Raw genomic sequence first — 16,167 nt, 5'->3', positions numbered from 1 at the left:
GACATCTCCTCTCTGATCAGACTTCGGAGTGAATCACCGGTGGAACATCATCTGCTCCATTCTTCAAGCGTAATTCACGTACGGCCTCTTCCTGTTCTTTGACCGCGGGTTCGTTCGCCCGCAGGAGGGCGTAGAGAGGGCTGGCGACGAACAGCGTCGACGTTGCAGCCACAATCATTCCGATGAACAGCGACAGTGAGATGTCGACCAGGGTCCCGGCCTTCAGCGCAATAACGCCGATGAACAGGATGGATGCGACCGGCAGCACCGAGACCACAGTGGTGTTGATCGAACGAACCGTCGTCTGGTTGACGCCGAGGTTGACCAGCTCGGAGAACTTCAGGTTCCGCTTATCCTTGAACCGCGCAGTGTTCTCCCTGATCTTGTCGAAGACCACCACAGTGTCGTAGAGCGAGAAGCTCAGGACCGTGAGGAAGCCGATGACCGCCTCAGGGGTAACCTCGATGCCGGTGGCCGAGTAGATGCCCATCGTCACGATCATGACCACGATCAAGCCGACGATCGCAGCCAGGGACATCTTCCAGGTTCGGAAGTACAGTGCCATGACGATCATCGCGATGGCCACGAAGATCACCAGGGCGCGGATCATCTTCGATGTCACATCCTGACCCCACTCAGGACCGACGAATGTCGAGGTGACGTCTTCAGCCTTGACCTCGTAGCCGCCGACGAGCGCGTCGCGAACCTTCTGCATCTGCGGGTCGGTCAGCTGATTCGTCTCGATTTCGACCGCCGTGTCACTGGTTGGAGTCAATCGCGGCTCCGAACCGGCGACGACGTCGGTCACGAGCGCCTCACCCTTGGTCGCCGACGTGTCAGAGACGTGATCGACTTGGAACTGTGACCCGCCTTTGAAGGCGATGCCGAAGTTGAATCCCGCAATCAGCGGGACCAGCAGAGACAGAAGGACGAGGACACCGGCGATCGTCAGCCACAGTTTGGCCTTTCCCACGAAGGGAATCGACGTTTCACCGTTGTGGAGGCGGTTGCCCCAGGCAAAGAACCGTTTCACTTGTCTGCCTCCTTGCCCTCTTCGGCAGATTCTTCGGCAGCCCTCTTGGCCGCCGCCTTTCGCTCAGCGATCGTGCCGCCGGTAGTTCCCGAGCTCGCGCTGGCCGAGGGCTTGCGCTTCGGCCCCTCCTTCTTGGCGGACTTCTCGGATTTGGCCGACTTGTCAGTTTCTGTTTCCACAGCGTCGGATTGACCAGCATCCGTGGATCCAGCGGTGTCGTCGATTTCCTCGGTGTCTGCCACCTCAGCGGACTTCGACGAGACCGTTTCCTCAGCAGACTTCGACGAGACCGTTTCCTCAGCGGACTTCGAAGCAGCGGAATCAGTGTCATCAGATGAGGAAGCAGAGCGCTTCTTCTGAGATCGGGAGGCCGTCTTGAGCGCACCCGCCTCGGACTTCGCACCTCGTGCAGATTTCGCACCCGCCTCGGGCTTCGCACCCGACTCGGACTTCGTACCCGATTTGGATGTCGTATCAGACGCCGCGGTCGTGCTCGTAGCAGACGACGAAGTCTCAGCGGACGAGGAATCGGCGGCATCCGCCTCGGCAGTGGAGGAAATTCCAGCCTTGCGTGCCCGAGCATTCGCCCGACGCCGAGCCTCAGACGACATTCCGTTGCCGTCGCCCATGTTGAACGCACCTCGGTAGGCAGCGGGCGAAACACCGAGCAGACGTGGATCCATGCCTGACATCGGGTGTCCCTCGCCGAAGAACTTGGTTCGCGACAATATCTGGAGCATCGGGTGAGTGAACAGGAAGACGACAAGCACGTCGACGATCACTGCCATGCCGAATGTGAAGGCGAATCCGCGAACCGAGCCGACAGCCAGGATGTAGAGGATGACAGCGGCCAGCATGTTGACTGCCTTCGAGGCATAGATCGTTCGCTTGGCACGATCCCAGCCGACCTCGACAGCCGACAGCAGAGTTCTCCCGCTGCGCAATTCGTCTCTCACACGTTCGAAGTAGACGATGAACGAGTCTGCTGCCATGCCGATGCCGATGATGATACCGGCGAGACCAGCCAATGACAGCCGATAGCCGTAGCGCCATGAGGCTAGAAGCAGGAGGAGATAGGTGATGATGCCGACGACGACGAGGCTCGATACGGTTACGAGGCCGAGGACTCGGTACTGCAGCAACGAGTAGACGACGACGAGGATGAGTCCGAGCAGGCCGGTCAGGATACCGATGTTGAGGTAGTTCGAACCCAGGGTCGGCGAGATCTGGTCTTCGCTCTGGACCTGGAAGCTCAGCGGCAGTGAGCCGTTCTTGAGCTGGTTGGCCAGAGTCTGCGCCTCGTCGAGCGTGAAGTTGCCCGAGATCTCAGCATTGCCGTCGGTGATGACTGCGTTCGAGGTCGGTGCGGAGAGCACCAGGCCGTCCAGTTCGATTGCGAACTGGTTGTAGGGCTGCTGGGCTCCGGTGATCTTTGAGGTGATCTGCTTGAAGATCTCACGACCGGTCGCGTCAAACTTGAGGTTGACTGCCGGCTGGTTGGTCTGCACGCCGTTCGCGCCTGCGGCATAGCCGAAGCTCGCATCGGCAAGGTGGTCGCCCGAGAGTTCGACTGGGCCGAGGATGTACTTCGACTTCCCGTCCTCGGCACAGGCGACGACAGGCTTGTCGGAGGGCTGCTGATTGCCACCTGTACGGTTCTTCGGATTGGTGCAGTCGAGTTCCGTGTACTTCTTGATGACTTCGTCCGTCTGCCACTCGGCGGCATCCTGCTCAGGGTCGAAGAGCGGGCGCGGGGTCGAGTCAGTGACCTTTTGGTCCTTGCTCTTGTCCGAGCTTGCCTTCTTCGTCGCTTCGTCTCCGCTTCCCGCAGCGTCCTTGCCTGCAGGCCCGGGAACCTTTCCACCGGCCTGGGAGACTTCTCCACCAGCTTGGGAGACTTCTCCGCCGCCGGCGGGCGCACTGCCGTTGTCCTGACCGTCGGCACTTGCGTCCGACTGGCCACCAGCTGATGACTGCGCCCCAGCGTCCGACTGGCTGCCGGCCTCGCCGCCACCGGTGAGGTCCTTCAGCCGCTTCTTCTCTTCGTCGGTCAGACCCTTCGATGGGTCTTCCTTCTGATCGGAGCCGCCGCTCTTCTCCTGCTCTTTCTGGATCTGCTCCTGCGACCGAGGGTCACCCACAAGGGCGACCCGTCGGAAGACTAGCTGCGCCGAGGAGCGAACCAGGTTGCGAGTCTCCTCATCCGGGTTTCCCGGAAGGTTGACCACGATATTGCGGTCACCCTGTGTCGAGATCTCAGCCTCGGATACACCGGTGGAGTCGACTCGCTGTCGAATGATCGAAACAGCTTGGTCGAGCTGTTCCTTGCTGATGTCCGTGCCCTTCGATACTTGAGGTTCAAGAATGATCGAAGTTCCGCCCTCCAGGTCGAGAGCGAGCTTTGGAGTGGGCGTGGCTTTGGACCACACGATCCCGCTGGCAATGATGCCGACGAGAAGCGCAGTCACGATCGTCAGCCACAGGAAGCGCAAACCAGGACGTGGCTTTTCTTCAATATCGGACACGTTTCAGCTTTCGATTGAGTGCAGTGAGCGAAGAGTCAGTTCTTCTTGTCGTTCTCTGTATCCGCTGGATCCGTGTCGGACGTCTTCGCATCAGACACATCAGAATCATCGAGATCGCCGGCAGAACGCTTGGGCTCAGAGAGATCATCACCAAGCGTGGAGTCAGTGTGATCAGCGTCGACGTTCTTCAGATCTGCGTTCGCGGAGTCGGCGCTCTTAGCGTCGGACTCTTCGGCCAGAGCGGCGTCAATGTCGTCGACATCGTCTGATTCGAGGTTGGCATCATTCGAGGTTCCTGCGGCGCGCTTGCGCTCGTTCATGGCGTCGAGTTCAGCGTCGGTGATGACCGGCGAGTCGGCGTCGGCATCAGCTGAGGTTCCGGCGGCGTCAACGGGACCAGCGGCTCCGTCGACAGCAGGATCGGCTTCTTCGGGGTTGTTGATCTGCCCGATGGCCTGGCGGTGAACGCGAAGGACGGTACCTGGACCTGACTCAATGGTGACCTGGTTGTTTTCTTCATCGATGGACAAAACGGTTCCGAAGACACCGAACGTTGTCATCACGGTCGCACCGGGCACAAGCCCGGTTTTGATCTGCTCCGCACGTGCTTTCTGCTTACGCCGAGAGTTGAATAGGAAAAAAATAAGCAGCGCAGCGAGCGCGAGAGGGATCAATAAATCCACAGGTATCTACCTTTCGTAAGAGCGAACCAGTCCACTAGCTTAGTTCGTCCTTAGTCCTCAAGGCGAACTCAATTGCCGGGATCAGAACTCATAGTTTGCTGGGATGTGTAATCCCAGGTGCTTCCATGCCGTCGAGGTGGCAACACGTCCGCGTGGCGTGCGGCTGATCAAGCCCTCCCGCACGAGGTATGGCTCAGAGACTGTCTCGACAGTGTCGGCTTCTTCCCCGACCGAAACAGAGAGGGTTCCGAGGCCGACCGGTCCCCCGGCGAAGCGCTTGCACAGCACTTCCAGAACCGAGCGATCGAGCCGGTCAAGGCCGAGTTCGTCGACCTCGTAAACCTTGAGTGCTTGGAGTGCTGCGGCTTCGTCGATGATCCCTGTGCCTCGAACCTGCGCCCAGTCGCGCACTCGCCGAAGCAGACGGTTGGCGATGCGCGGGGTGCCTCGAGAGCGGGTCGAGATCTCTTTGAGACCGGACAGGTCGGCTTCGATGCCCAGCATTCTGGCTGAACGTTTGAGCACGGTCAGGAGATCATCGCTCGAGTAGAAGTCGAGGAGACCGGTGAACCCGAAGCGATCGCGCAGGGGCGCAGGCAGCAATCCAGAGCGGGTCGTGGCGCCGACCATGGTGAAGGCAGGCAGGTCGAGTGGGATGGCCGTGGCACCGGGGCCTTTTCCGACGATGACGTCGACTCGGTAGTCCTCCATCGCCACGTAGAGCATCTCCTCTGCAGCCCGGGCCATGCGGTGGATCTCGTCGATGAAGAGAACCTCACCCTCTTCCAAGGACGACAGGATCGCGGCGAGGTCGCCAGCGTGCTGGACGGCGGGACCCGACGTCACGCGCAGACTGGTCTGCATCTCATGCGCGATGATCATGGCCAGAGTCGTCTTACCCAGTCCGGGAGGGCCGGAAAGCAGAACATGGTCGGGGGCCCTGTTGCGGGCTTTGGCCGCGTCGAGGACGAGGGAGAGCTGCTCACGAACCTGCGGCTGACCGATGAAGTCTTGGAGTCCCTTGGGACGGAGTGCCGCTTCTGCGTCACGTTCGGCGGTTTCGGCGCGACCGGAGACCAGCCGGTCCTCTTCTGCGCCGGTCAGTTTCTGGTCGCCGAACTCAAGCTCATAGGACGCAGCTTCGTCCGCAAACGATGAATCGGTGCTGTGAGATTCTCCGATGCCCGACGATGGGCCGTTTCCGAATCGGCCGCCCGAATCACCGTAGCCGGCTGAGGATGTCATTTCCTCGCACCCAGCACTTTGAGTGAGGCTTTCAGCAGTGCGGAAGTACCGGCGTCAGCACCGAGGTCGCTCACGACTTCTTGGACGACATCCGTTGCCTGCGCTTCCTTCCAGCCGAGACCGACGAGAGCATCGATGACCTGCTGGTTGGCTCCCCCGAACGACAATTGAGGCCCCGGAGTCGACGCAGCCAGTTTGGGCAGCTTGTTCTCGAGTTCGAGAATGATGCGCGAAGCGCCTTTCTTGCCGATGCCCGGCACTCGGGTGAGCGCGTTGGCGTCCTGGTTCGAGATCGCAGCTGCCAGTTCGCCAGGGCCCATCACCGAGAGAATGGCCATCGCGAGGCGTGGGCCGATTCCCGAGATCGAAAGCAGCACGTCGAAGGTGTGATTCTCGTCTTCGGTCGCAAAGCCGAAGAGCGTCATGGAGTCTTCGCGCACAACCAACGTGGTGACGAGCTCGATGTCTGCACCATGTCGAGTACTGGCCAGAGTGTCCGGAGTTACGTTGACTTTGCGTCCAACACCATAGGTGAGAATGACGAGGTGGTCAGCTGCGATGCGATGAACCGTACCGCTGAGGAAACTGATCACGGACTGCCTTTCGAGTGGGAACACGTGTACGAATCCAGGTTAGCAGGAACTCCCTGGCGCCTTAAGCCGACATACCGGAGAGGGTCGAGCACGTGGCTGTAGAACGGGCGGTTGATTTGAATTTCAACCGCATGCCGACGGTATCAACAACGTTGTCACCTCCGCTACGCGAAAGCAGTGTCGTGCACCCCTTAAGAGGCAATGGGGTGAACCCCATCAGGAACAGTGAAGTGAACCCCATCAGAAAACAACCGAATCTGCTCTGCGCGCCCGCTGCCCACATCCCCACAGGCAGTTCACTGGCCTGAGAAGCCGTCATCACTGTCCAGATCGTCAAGGATCTCCTGTGCGATGAAGCGGGCGTGCAGGATTGGCCGACGTTCGATATCAATACTCGCAGGGGGAATCCACGCTGTTCGCCCATCCTTGAGCGATCGGGCGTACCAATCCGATTTGTCGATCAAATGATGGTGCTTGCCGCACGCCAACGTCAGGTTGTTGACATCTGTCTTGCCGTCCTCCGACCAGGGCACAATATGGTGCACGTCGCACCACCCCGGCGGAGCATCACATCCAGGGAAAGTACATCCTTTGTCCCTCGCGGTGATGATCGCAAGCTGCTTCGAAGTCGCATACCGGTTCTCAGTCGCGAGTTGCATGGACTTCGCTTTGTCAGAGGTCAGGTTGAAGAAGACTGAGCCGTTCAACCCCTCATTCACGGCTGTCGCGAGCGGGAATTCGGCTTCGCTGCCAGTTACTGCTCGCCCTGTACCAGTGACAAGATCTTCGGCTTTCGCTGTCACAACCAGTGCGAATGGGGAGCCGCGGCCAACGCGGTTCATCTCGATGCGAGAGACCAGGGTTGCGAAACGCTCGTAGATCCGATTGCGGACCGTACCCTGGTCGCCTTTTGTATTGACAGGAGTACCGTCTTCGCGGAAGCCCAAACCGAATTGAGCTCCTTCTCCTGCCGATGCCTCATTCTCGGAAGCTTCCGAGTCGCCGCCTGCAACGCGCTTCAGATCTTCGTCAGGGTTGCCGGCGGGAAGCGGGGCATCGAACACGTCTCCGCCAAGAACTGCACCGAAAATATCGAACTCGAGCTGAGCCGAATCCGCCCCGTCCGGAATCGTAGAATCACCGAAAGCAGAATCACCGAAAGCAGGGGCGCTTCCGGAACCGGCACTCAAAGCTTCGCCGGGCTCGCCGCGGACTCCAGTCGATAAAGTTGAATCGGTTCCATTGCCTCGGTTACAAGTCGGCAGGATTCGTGATGTCAGCAGTCCGTAGAGGATCCCTCCGGTCACTGCGTCGAGGAGCCCACTCAGAACCCAATCACCGTTATCTCGGGCACGGACATTGACCCGATACTGATCCCGATCAGGCGGAAGCTTCGGCTCCTCACCATCCGGATCGATCCGCGCAAGGATCGCATTGAAGATCGATCGCAGATCGGAGACGCGAACGCGCGGCGCCTTTTCAACGAGATCCGATTCGACTTTCGTCCGAACCTCCGCTGAGATCCAGATCGGAAGCTTTGACAGGCAATCGTTGATCACAGTCGCCTGCCCGGCTGATAACACACCCGTGTGGAGACCGTTCGCCACGATCGGATTGGCCGGCCCCCTGGACTGACCAGCCATATCGACACGATTGCCGAGATTTTTGGCCAGCTCTGTGCGTCGCTGCGCCTCACGGCCGGTCAGGTTCAAGCGGTTCTGGACGAGCCCTTTCGTCGTCTTCGCGCCGTAGTCCGTGGGAGTCCCACACCGCTCGTAGACCGACAGCGCGACCGCGGACATCGCTTCCAAGATGCGCGTCGCGGTTTCGATGCCGTTGACGACAGTCATCGCCGAGTCGGGACCCATCGGCCGTTCGAAGGTCAGCAGTTCGTCTTTGAGGTGGCTGAGGCTCCCGATGCTCTGTGTCAGCTCAGGGGCGAGGTGATCAAGGTCGTTCCATTCAGCGTCGGTGAGCAATGGATGCGGAACGCTGTCATCGGAGGCGTCTGCATCTTCAACTTCGGTACCAGCATCAACTTCGGTACCAGCATCAATCGCAGCACCAGCGTCATTCGCACTACCAGGATCACTCGCAGCACGAGCATCATTCGAATTCGACTGGACGGCCTCCACCGGAACGGCGAAGGGTGAGTCGGTGGCACCGGCACCGTAGACCTCAGCCTCGCCGACTTCCGCCGATGAGTCACCGCTGTCAGCACCGACCACGTCACCGGCAGCATCAACCACATCACCAGCAGCACCTTCATTCACTCCACCGGCTAGGTCCTCGTTGCTGCCGCCACCGACTTCACTGCCACCTACCGGTGCCACGTCGTCCACAGGCACCATGGGCACTGCTTCGATATCCGCGAATCTGTCGGCCAGCGGATTGCCGGTCAGGTCCATACCCGCGGCTTTGAGCTGCTCGAGGAATGAAGTCGACGCCGGTTCAGCACCTTCGCTGGCCGCATCTGCCCCGGGCGCGGCGCGCTGAGAACGCTTGCCGTCTTTCCCTGGAGTGCGGTCGGGGGTGAGAGTCATTGCCTCGGTGTCCGTTCGTCAACTTCGCTGTTGTTCGATTAACCCGATTCTACTCCCCAATCAACCTCAAGTACATAGTTCTGTTCTATTTCTTTCTATTATTTGGCGAGGCGGTGGTGGTACCTGAACTGCTGGGAGTCTGTTCACATCTCATGCCTTCCAGCATCGCGCCTCAGCCGAGAAGGTGGCCCACCAACCAGTTGGCCCGCCCCACCTCTGGCTTCTGACGCACCTTCGACTTCTGACCCACCTTTGGCTTCTATCCCACCTTTGGCTCTTGGCCTTCCGACCCACCTTTGGCCTCTATCCCACCTCGGCCTTCTGTCCCACCTCGGCCTTCGGACCCACCGGAGCGCACAACCGAGGCCTCCGCCCGCCGAAGTGCAATGACTTCGACCGGCGGAGGCCTCGGTAGGTAGGACCTTCAAACACATCTCGACTCCAGCTCGCTCATCTGGAAGTCGTCCGCAGGCAGACGAGCTTCAGCCTTCGCTGCTGCAGTTTTCCCTACTTCGCGTTGCGCATCGCCTTACTTCGCGTTGCGCATCGCCTTGGCCCATTGCTCTTGGGCCTTCGTCAGCCCGGAGCCTTCTCGACCGCCGCTCTTGCGCGCATTCAGGTCTTTGTTCACGCCGGGCGTCGACTGCCCGCTCAGCGCTCCGCGCCACGAATGGCAGATCGCAATTGCCAAAGCATCGGCAGCATCTGCCGGCTTCGGGGGTTCGTCGAGTTGGAGAATCCGGGTCACCATGTTCGTGACCTGCTTCTTATCCGCACGCCCCGATCCGGTGATAGCCGCCTTGACCTCCGAGGGCGTGTGCATCGCCACCGGCAGTCCGCGCCGGGCCGCCAGGCCCATGGTCAGCCCCGAGACCTGCGCGGTGCCCATGATCGTCGAGACATCGTTGCGGGCGAACACGCGCTCAATGGCCACGACATCGGGACGGTAGGTGTCCAGCCAACTGTCGAAAGCCTCGGCGAGGGCGCCCAGACGCAGGTCAACGGAATCCGCGGACGGAGTCCTCAGCACATCCACCGCGACCATTGTGGCCTTGCGGGCGGGCAGGGTGTCGATGACACCCAGCCCGCACCTGGTCAGGCCGGGATCTACGCCCAGGATTCTCATCAGGAATCGAGTTCGGCCAGAACCTCGTCGCTGACATCAGCGTTGGAGTAGACGTTCTGAACTTCGTCGCTGTCTTCGAGCGCATCGATGAGATTGAAGACCTTGCTGGCAGTGTCCGCGTCCAAGCTGACTTCGATGCCGGGCACGAACGACGCCTCTGCCGAGTCGTAGTCGATGCCTGCGTCGACGAGTGCTGTACGCACGGCAACCAGGTCGGTGGCCTCACAGATGATCTCGAAGGTATCGCCTTCGTCTTTGACCTCTTCGGCTCCGGCCTCGAGGGTGGCCAGAACGATCGAGTCCTCGTCGGTGCCCTCAGCAGGGACGACGATGACGCCCTTGCGGTTGAAGTTATACATCACCGATCCGGGGTCTGCCATGGTGCCGCCGTTGCGCGTGACGGCCACACGAACCTCGGAAGCCGCACGGTTGCGGTTGTCGGTCAGACACTCAATGAGGAGGGCGACACCGCCGGCGGCGTAGCCTTCGTAGAGAATGTTCTCGTAGTTCACAGCGGAACCGTCGAGGCCCCCTCCGCGCTTGACAGCACGGGTGATGTTGTCGGCGGGAACCGAGTTCTTCTTCGCCTTCTGAACCGCATCGAACAGCGTCGGGTTGCCATCGAGATCAGGCCCACCGTTGCGAGCCGCAACCTCGATGTTCTTGATCAGCTTGGCAAAGAGCTTTGCCCGCTTCGAATCGATGGCAGCTTTCTTGTGTTTAGTCGTTGCCCACTTGGAATGACCTGACACTGGTGTTCCTTCCTCTAGATATAGCCACTAAAGTCTATACGCTCAACGCCTCGTCATGTTCACGCCGCAGCAGACGCCCGTCATCGCCCGGTCGATCACCCGACGACCCGACCCCGGCCACAGCCTGAGTCAGTCGATGACCAGCGGAGATTCTGGGACTGATCCCGTGGTCGCGAGGTCCATGAGGCTGAGCAGGTTCTTCGGGTAGATCGTGTCCGTCGTGGTCATCAGCTCGTCGCGTGACCACCAGCGGAACTCGAGCAGACTGCGCTTCTCGATATCCGTCCAGACGGCGTCCTCGAGTTCGATGTCCTCGGTTGTGCGGAAGGCGAAGTACGTCTCCAGCTGCCGCAGCGACTTCTCCGTGAATTCGAAGACCTCGTCGCGGATCGCCAGGGGGCCGATGAGCTCTCCGGGTTCGCACTCGAGACCGGTCTCCTCGGCCAGTTCGCGCGCAGCGGTCTGAGCCGCGGACTCCCCCATCTCCGAGCCGCCGCCGCAGGTCATCCACCACTGGTGGGAGGGGTTGAGCAGATCCTGAGCCCTAATCAGCAGAACCTCGTCGCGCTCATTGAGTAATACGACTCTTGAGGCTTTACGAGGTTTCATGGTTCTCCAGGCGTCGGCGATGGACGGACGTAATTCTCTGCACACTAGTGAAGCCGCAGGCGATCATCAAGATCACGAAGGCAACCGACAGAACGATATCGGGAAGTGCGAGTGCGGCCAAGCTGACGGCCGCCAATGTGACCAATGACAGCAAAGTCGGACCTGCCGATCGTTCTCGAAACCGTCCCCTGCCGGTGGGATTCCGGCCCGCACCAGGCACTGCTACCGCAGCTGGCGCCGCGCACAGGTTCGGTGCTGGTGATGCCGGAGTCGCATGCGCAGAGCGCGCGCGGGGTCGGGTGAGCGCCTCGGTGGCGGTGATGGTGGTGAGCATCAGTTCAGCGAACCGCCGAGGTGGTGGTCGGCTGGGCATCTCCAGACAGGTGCTGGTCCCACCAGTCGAGGATCGCTTCGAACCGCTGCCGACGATGTCGGGGCTGGCCGGCGCGCGAGAGCTCGTGGTTCTCCCCCGGGAAGATCAGCAGTTCGGTGTCCACTCCGGATCGCTGCAGCGCTGCGTAGTACTGCTGAGCCTGCTCGAGCGGGCACCGGAAGTCGAGCTCCGAATGCATGACAAGCGTCGGCGTCTGCACCTGGGAGACGTGGGCCAAAGGCGACTGACGTTCGATGGCGGCCTGATCGCGGGACGTGTACTCCTCGGTGAAGAACCGACCGATGTCCGAGGTGCCGACGAAGCTGGCGGGGTCCAAGTATCCACGTTCGACGATCGCGGCTCGGAAGCGGTGGTCGGCGGCGATGGTCATCGCCGTGAGGTAGCCCCCGTAGGATCCGCCCTCGACGCCGAGGCGGGTCGGATCAAGGTCGGAATTCGCCGTCAGCGCGTGATCGAGTACGGCGAGGACGTCGGCCATCGCCGGTTCTGCCATGTTCCCCTGCACGGCTGCACCCCACGTATGAGTGCGACCGCCCGAACCACGAGGGTTTGCATAGACGACCGCATATCCCGCCGAAGTGAGCACCTGGGTCTCGTCGAACCACCCGTGTGTGTACTGTGCGAATGGCCCGCCGTGGATGTTGAGGATGACCGGGAACGGTCCCTCGCCGGTCGGCTTCGCGAGCCACCCGGTGATCGTTCCGCCCTCGCCGTCGACGGTCAACACCTGTGGCAGAACAGAATTGGCGGGAGCCGGATGCTCTTTCACGATCGCGGCCGTCTCGCCGGTCCGAGGTGCGTCACCGCTTATCCGAGTCCGGCCGAGGACTGCTGGACTGGTCGGGGTCTCCCCCGTGTACACCAGGCCACCGCTGACGCTGGGGCCTGCAGCAGCTGCAGAGTCCTCAACCACGTGGAATCCGCTGACCACGGTCGTCTCGTCCGTGAGGAAGTCGAGTTCGTCGAGTTCCAGGTCCTGTGCGCTCAGCGGGATCGAGACTGCGCGTGAGGCTCCGTCGGTGTCGACGACGGCGATGACAGTTCCGTCATCCGCTCCCCCGACGACCTGCGGGCGGATGGATGCAACGGCCACGGTCTCGGAGTCGGTCAGCCGCCTCGTCGAACCCGTCGTCAGGTCGTGGACGAAAAGCCCGGGCATGGCTGCGACGAAGTCGAGTTCGTCCCGGTTGAGTTCGTTGCCGACGAGCAGAAGTGTGTCGTCGTCGAGCCACCGGTGCAGGTTCACGCTCATACGCGGCAGCTTCACCGCGGTCGGATCCTCTGCACCGAGCAGCCACACGGTGGAGCGCAGATCCGGTTCACCGTGATCGGGTGCGACCGCGGAGAGCACGCTGACCCGGGTCCCGCTGGGAGAGAACTGCGGATCGTGGACATCGGAATCAGGCGAGTCCAGCAGCGTCGAAAGGGGCACCTCTGAGGAGCCGGATACGCCGGATTTGCCGAGTCCTGGTTCGACGAGATCGACGAGGAAGGCCCGTGCGGGACGATCCTTCGTATAGCCCACGCCGTTGCTCAGATACGCCGCCGAGGTGATTCGTCGCGGCGCTTCCTCGTTCGCCGGGATGTCCTCGTCCTCGCCGTAACGTCCAGGTTCGGCGACTCTGGCGACGTAGAGCGCACGGGCGCCTTCGTCGTCGAGAGCGAATGCCGAGACGCCGAGGTGGTTGTCGGTGATCCGATGGGCCGTTTCCAGGGTGGGGCCGACGAAGAGCTGCGGGGCTTCCTTCTTCGCTGCACTCAGATACCCCGACCACTGGGATCGGACCTCGGGCGCGAAGTCACGCCAGTTGTGGGTCAGCCGCGTCGACTTCCCATCGCCGAGGGCGAACAGCTGCGAGAGATAGCTGTTCGACTCCTGATCCGGTCGTGTGATCGTGATGATCGTGTCGTCGCCGCGCAGCAGTGGGGATGAGTACTCGGCCAGGGAGTCGAGATCTTCGGGGTTCATCTGTTCCATTCCTTTGACAGCGCTGCCTGCACGTCGGCGTGCACCTGAGGCAGAGCTTTGGTCTGTGCCACGACGGGCAGGAAGTTCGAGTCCCCGCCCCATCTGGGCACAATGTGCTGATGGAGGTGCGCGGCGATTCCGGCACCTGCCACGGGTCCTTGATTCATTCCCAGATTGAAGCCGTCCGGGGACGATACGGCGCGAATCACGGTCATCGCCTTCTGCGAGAAGCGGGCGAGCTCCGCCGTCTCCGAATCAGTCAGATCCGTGTAGTCCGCGACGTGACGATAGGGGCAGATGAGGAGGTGACCTGGGTTGTACGGGTACAGGTTGAGCACCGCGTACACCTCTTCACCGCGGGCAACGATGAGGCCCTGCTCATCGGACTTCGTCGGCGCCGTGCAGAACGGGCATTCGGAGACTCCGGAGTCCTTGGGCTTGTCCTGTCCGCCGATGTAGACCATCCGATGCGGTGTCCACAGCCGTTGGAAGCCATCAGGCTCCCCCGGGAAGCCCGCAGCCGCCTCGGGTTCGGGCATGCTTCCGGGTTGATCGGAGCTACCCTCGCCGAGGTGGTTGTGTGGGGCCTGCGTCATACCTGGGCCTTGGTTTCGATGGATTCGACGATCCGAGTGACCGCCTCGGCGACGGATACGCCGTTGTCCTGCTCTCCGTTGCGGAAACGGAACGACACGGCATTCGCGTCGCGATCCTCCCCACCGGCGATGAGCACGAAGGGCACCTTCGACTTCGAAGCGTTGCGAATCTTCTTCGGGAACCGATCGTCGCTGTCGTCGATCTCGACGCGAACGCCGGCGGCCTTGAGCTGCGCGGCCACCTCGGCGAGGTAGTCGTTGAATTCCTCAGCCACGGGGATGCAGGTGACCTGGACCGGCGCCAGCCAGACGGGGAACGCACCCGCATAGTGTTCGATGAGCACACCCATGAACCGTTCGATGGACCCGAATTTCGCCGAGTGGATCATCACCGGCTGCTTGCGGGTGCCGTCGGCGGCCTGATATTCCAGCCCGAAGCGCTCGGGCTGGTTGAAGTCGAGCTGCACGGTCGACATCTGCCAGGTGCGGCCGATGGCATCGCGTGCCTGAACGGAGACCTTGGGTCCATAGAACGCCGCTCCGCCGGGATCGGGGACCAGCTCGAGACCGGTCTCCAGCGCGACCTCTTCGAGGACCTGCGTGGCTTCTGCCCACTGCTCATCGGAGCCGATGAACTTGTCCTTCTTCTTCCCGTCCTCGTCCCGAGTCGAGAGTTCGAGGTAGAAGTCGTCGAGTCCGAAATCGCGCAGCAGGCTGAGGACGAACTCGAGCAGGTGACGGATCTCCTTCGCAGCGTCCTCCTGAGCCACATAGGAGTGGGAATCGTCCTGCGTCAGGGCGCGCACGCGGGTCAGGCCGTGGACGACGCCAGAGGCCTCATCGCGGTAGACGGTGCCGAACTCGAACAGGCGCAGCGGAAGCTCGCGGTATGAGCGGCCACGTGAGCGGAAGATGAGGTTGTGCATCGGGCAGTTCATCGCCTTGAGGCGGTACGGGGTGCCCTCCTTGACGATCGCACCGCTCTCATCGCGGACTTCGTCGACAGACATCGCGGGGAACATGTTCTCGCCGTAGTACGGCAGATGCCCGGAGGTGTAGTAGAGGGCCTCCTTCGAGATGTGCGGCGTGCCGACGTACTCGAAGCCCTCCTCGATGTGGCGGGCGCGGACGTAGTCCTCCATCTCGCGCTTGATGACTCCGCCCTTGGGGTGGAATACGGGAAGGCCGGAGCCGAGCTCCTCAGGGAACGAGAACAGGTCGAGTTCGGCACCGAGCTTGCGGTGGTCACGACGCTCAGCCTCGGCGAGGCGATCCTGGTGGGCTTTGAGATCCTCTTTCGAGGCCCAGGCCGTGCCGTAGACACGCTGCAGGCTCGCATTAGCCTGGTCTCCGCGCCAATAGGCCGCCGAGGAGCGGGTGACGGCGAATCCGTTGCCGATCAGTTTGGTGGTGGGCAGGTGCGGTCCGCGGCAGAGATCCTGCCACACGATTTCGCCCTTGCGGTCGAGGTTCTCGTAGACGGTGAGCTCACCGGCACCGACCTCGACGGACGCTGAGTCGTCTGAGCCTGCACCCTTGTCGGAGATGAGTTCGAGCTTGTAGGGCTCGTTCGCCATCCGCGCCTTCGCCTCGTCCTCGGTGACGACGACGCGGTTGAAGGTCTGACCGGACTTCACGATCTGGGCGGCCTTCTTCTGGATCGCCTTGAGGTCTTCGGGGGTGAAGGGCTCGGCCACATCGAAGTCGAAGTAGTATCCGTCGGTGATGTAGGGCCCGATGCCGAGCTTCGCGTCAGGGAACAGGTCCTGAACGGCCTGAGCGGTGACGTGTGCGGCCGAGTGGCGCAGGATGTCGAGCCCTGCCGGAGAATCGATCGTGATGGGCGCGATGGAGTCATCGACTGCGAGCTCGCGGCTGAGATCTGCCGGCTCGCCGTTGAGCCACATTGCAACGACCGTGCGGTCCGTGGAGAAGATCTCCGTGCCGGTCAGACCCTGTTTCCAAGGAATGCTGTCACCCGCGCAGTCAATGCTGTCTGCCACTGATCTTCTCCATTCGTCTGTTGTGAGGACACTTCGCCCTTAGAGTCTAGTACCTAATCGGCGGTGCCAAATCAGTTGGGCGGCAGTCGTGAGACT

Annotated in this window: 13 protein-coding genes; 1 reads left to right on the top strand and 12 read right to left on the bottom strand. The window is 61.5% G+C overall.

Annotated elements, in window-relative coordinates:
• Positions 1–16: 16 nt before the first annotated feature.
• From secF to MPN20_RS13040, 9 genes are all read right to left on the bottom strand, one after another.
• The gene (gene secF, locus MPN20_RS13080; protein ID WP_242782833.1) at positions 17–1,033 is read right to left on the bottom strand and encodes a protein translocase subunit SecF; all 1,017 of its coding nucleotides are present in this window, start codon (positions 1,031–1,033) and stop codon (positions 17–19) included.
• Positions 1,030–3,558, bottom strand: a complete 2,529-nt coding sequence (secD, locus tag MPN20_RS13075; RefSeq protein WP_242782832.1) for a protein translocase subunit SecD — start codon at positions 3,556–3,558, stop codon at positions 1,030–1,032. The genes secF and secD overlap by 4 nt, the downstream gene beginning before the upstream one ends.
• Positions 3,559–3,593: 35 nt before the next feature.
• Positions 3,594–4,241 carry a preprotein translocase subunit YajC gene (locus MPN20_RS13070; RefSeq protein WP_242782830.1) on the bottom strand — a complete coding sequence of 216 codons (648 nt, stop codon included), beginning with the start codon at positions 4,239–4,241 and terminating at the stop codon, positions 3,594–3,596.
• Between the two features lie 81 nt (positions 4,242–4,322).
• Entirely contained in the window at positions 4,323–5,486 is a 1,164-nt protein-coding gene (gene ruvB, locus MPN20_RS13065) for a Holliday junction branch migration DNA helicase RuvB (protein WP_242782828.1), read from the bottom strand.
• Positions 5,483–6,079 (bottom strand): Holliday junction branch migration protein RuvA, encoded by a 597-nt coding sequence (gene ruvA, locus MPN20_RS13060; protein WP_242782826.1) that lies wholly within the window; start codon positions 6,077–6,079, stop codon positions 5,483–5,485. Before ruvA ends, ruvB begins: the two co-directional genes overlap by 4 nt.
• 296 nt (positions 6,080–6,375) lie before the next feature.
• Positions 6,376–8,622, bottom strand: a complete 2,247-nt coding sequence (locus tag MPN20_RS13055) for an HNH endonuclease signature motif containing protein (protein ID WP_242782825.1) — start codon at positions 8,620–8,622, stop codon at positions 6,376–6,378.
• Between the two features lie 529 nt (positions 8,623–9,151).
• On the bottom strand, positions 9,152–9,748 hold the full coding sequence (gene ruvC, locus MPN20_RS13050) for a crossover junction endodeoxyribonuclease RuvC (RefSeq protein ID WP_242782823.1): 597 nt from the start codon (positions 9,746–9,748) through the stop codon (positions 9,152–9,154).
• A complete protein-coding gene (locus MPN20_RS13045; protein WP_242782821.1) occupies positions 9,748–10,500 on the bottom strand; it encodes a YebC/PmpR family DNA-binding transcriptional regulator in 753 nt (250 codons plus the stop codon). Before MPN20_RS13045 ends, ruvC begins: the two co-directional genes overlap by 1 nt.
• A gap of 129 nt (positions 10,501–10,629) precedes the next feature.
• Entirely contained in the window at positions 10,630–11,109 is a 480-nt protein-coding gene (locus tag MPN20_RS13040; protein WP_242782819.1) for an NUDIX domain-containing protein, read from the bottom strand.
• Between the two features lie 144 nt (positions 11,110–11,253).
• On the opposite strand from MPN20_RS13040, the gene MPN20_RS13035 reads away from it, so the two are divergent.
• Positions 11,254–11,412 (top strand): hypothetical protein, encoded by a 159-nt coding sequence (locus MPN20_RS13035; RefSeq protein ID WP_242782817.1) that lies wholly within the window; start codon positions 11,254–11,256, stop codon positions 11,410–11,412.
• 35 nt (positions 11,413–11,447) lie between these two features.
• Here MPN20_RS13035 and MPN20_RS13030 read toward each other — a convergent pair whose 3' ends face one another.
• The 3 genes from MPN20_RS13030 to thrS are packed head-to-tail and all read right to left on the bottom strand — an operon-like array spanning position 11,448 to position 16,071.
• Complete coding sequence (locus MPN20_RS13030) at positions 11,448–13,472, bottom strand: S9 family peptidase (RefSeq protein WP_242782815.1); 2,025 nt, start codon at positions 13,470–13,472, stop codon at positions 11,448–11,450.
• A complete protein-coding gene (locus MPN20_RS13025; RefSeq protein WP_242782813.1) occupies positions 13,469–14,011 on the bottom strand; it encodes an HIT domain-containing protein in 543 nt (180 codons plus the stop codon). The genes MPN20_RS13030 and MPN20_RS13025 overlap by 4 nt, the downstream gene beginning before the upstream one ends.
• A gap of 53 nt (positions 14,012–14,064) precedes the next feature.
• Positions 14,065–16,071 (bottom strand): threonine--tRNA ligase, encoded by a 2,007-nt coding sequence (gene thrS / locus MPN20_RS13020; RefSeq protein WP_242782811.1) that lies wholly within the window; start codon positions 16,069–16,071, stop codon positions 14,065–14,067.
• Between the last annotated feature and the right edge of the window lie 96 nt (positions 16,072–16,167).

Origin of the sequence: Brevibacterium sp. ZH18 (assembly GCF_022748595.1) — a bacterium.
In the GTDB taxonomy this organism is placed as follows: Bacteria; Actinomycetota; Actinomycetes; order Actinomycetales; family Brevibacteriaceae; genus Brevibacterium.
This window is presented reverse-complemented; position numbering and strand designations above follow the sequence as displayed.

Coding starts and splice junctions, on each gene's coding strand:
- ruvB (WP_242782828.1), bottom strand. CDS start 5,486: ATGACATCCTCAGCCGGCTACGGTGATTCGGGCGGCCGATTCGGAAAC.
- MPN20_RS13055 (WP_242782825.1), bottom strand. CDS start 8,622: ATGACTCTCACCCCCGACCGCACTCCAGGGAAAGACGGCAAGCGTTCT.
- ruvC (WP_242782823.1), bottom strand. CDS start 9,748: ATGAGAATCCTGGGCGTAGATCCCGGCCTGACCAGGTGCGGGCTGGGT.
- MPN20_RS13040 (WP_242782819.1), bottom strand. CDS start 11,109: ATGAAACCTCGTAAAGCCTCAAGAGTCGTATTACTCAATGAGCGCGAC.
- MPN20_RS13035 (WP_242782817.1), top strand. CDS start 11,254: ATGACAGCAAAGTCGGACCTGCCGATCGTTCTCGAAACCGTCCCCTGC.
- MPN20_RS13030 (WP_242782815.1), bottom strand. CDS start 13,472: ATGAACCCCGAAGATCTCGACTCCCTGGCCGAGTACTCATCCCCACTG.
- MPN20_RS13025 (WP_242782813.1), bottom strand. CDS start 14,011: ATGCCCGAACCCGAGGCGGCTGCGGGCTTCCCGGGGGAGCCTGATGGC.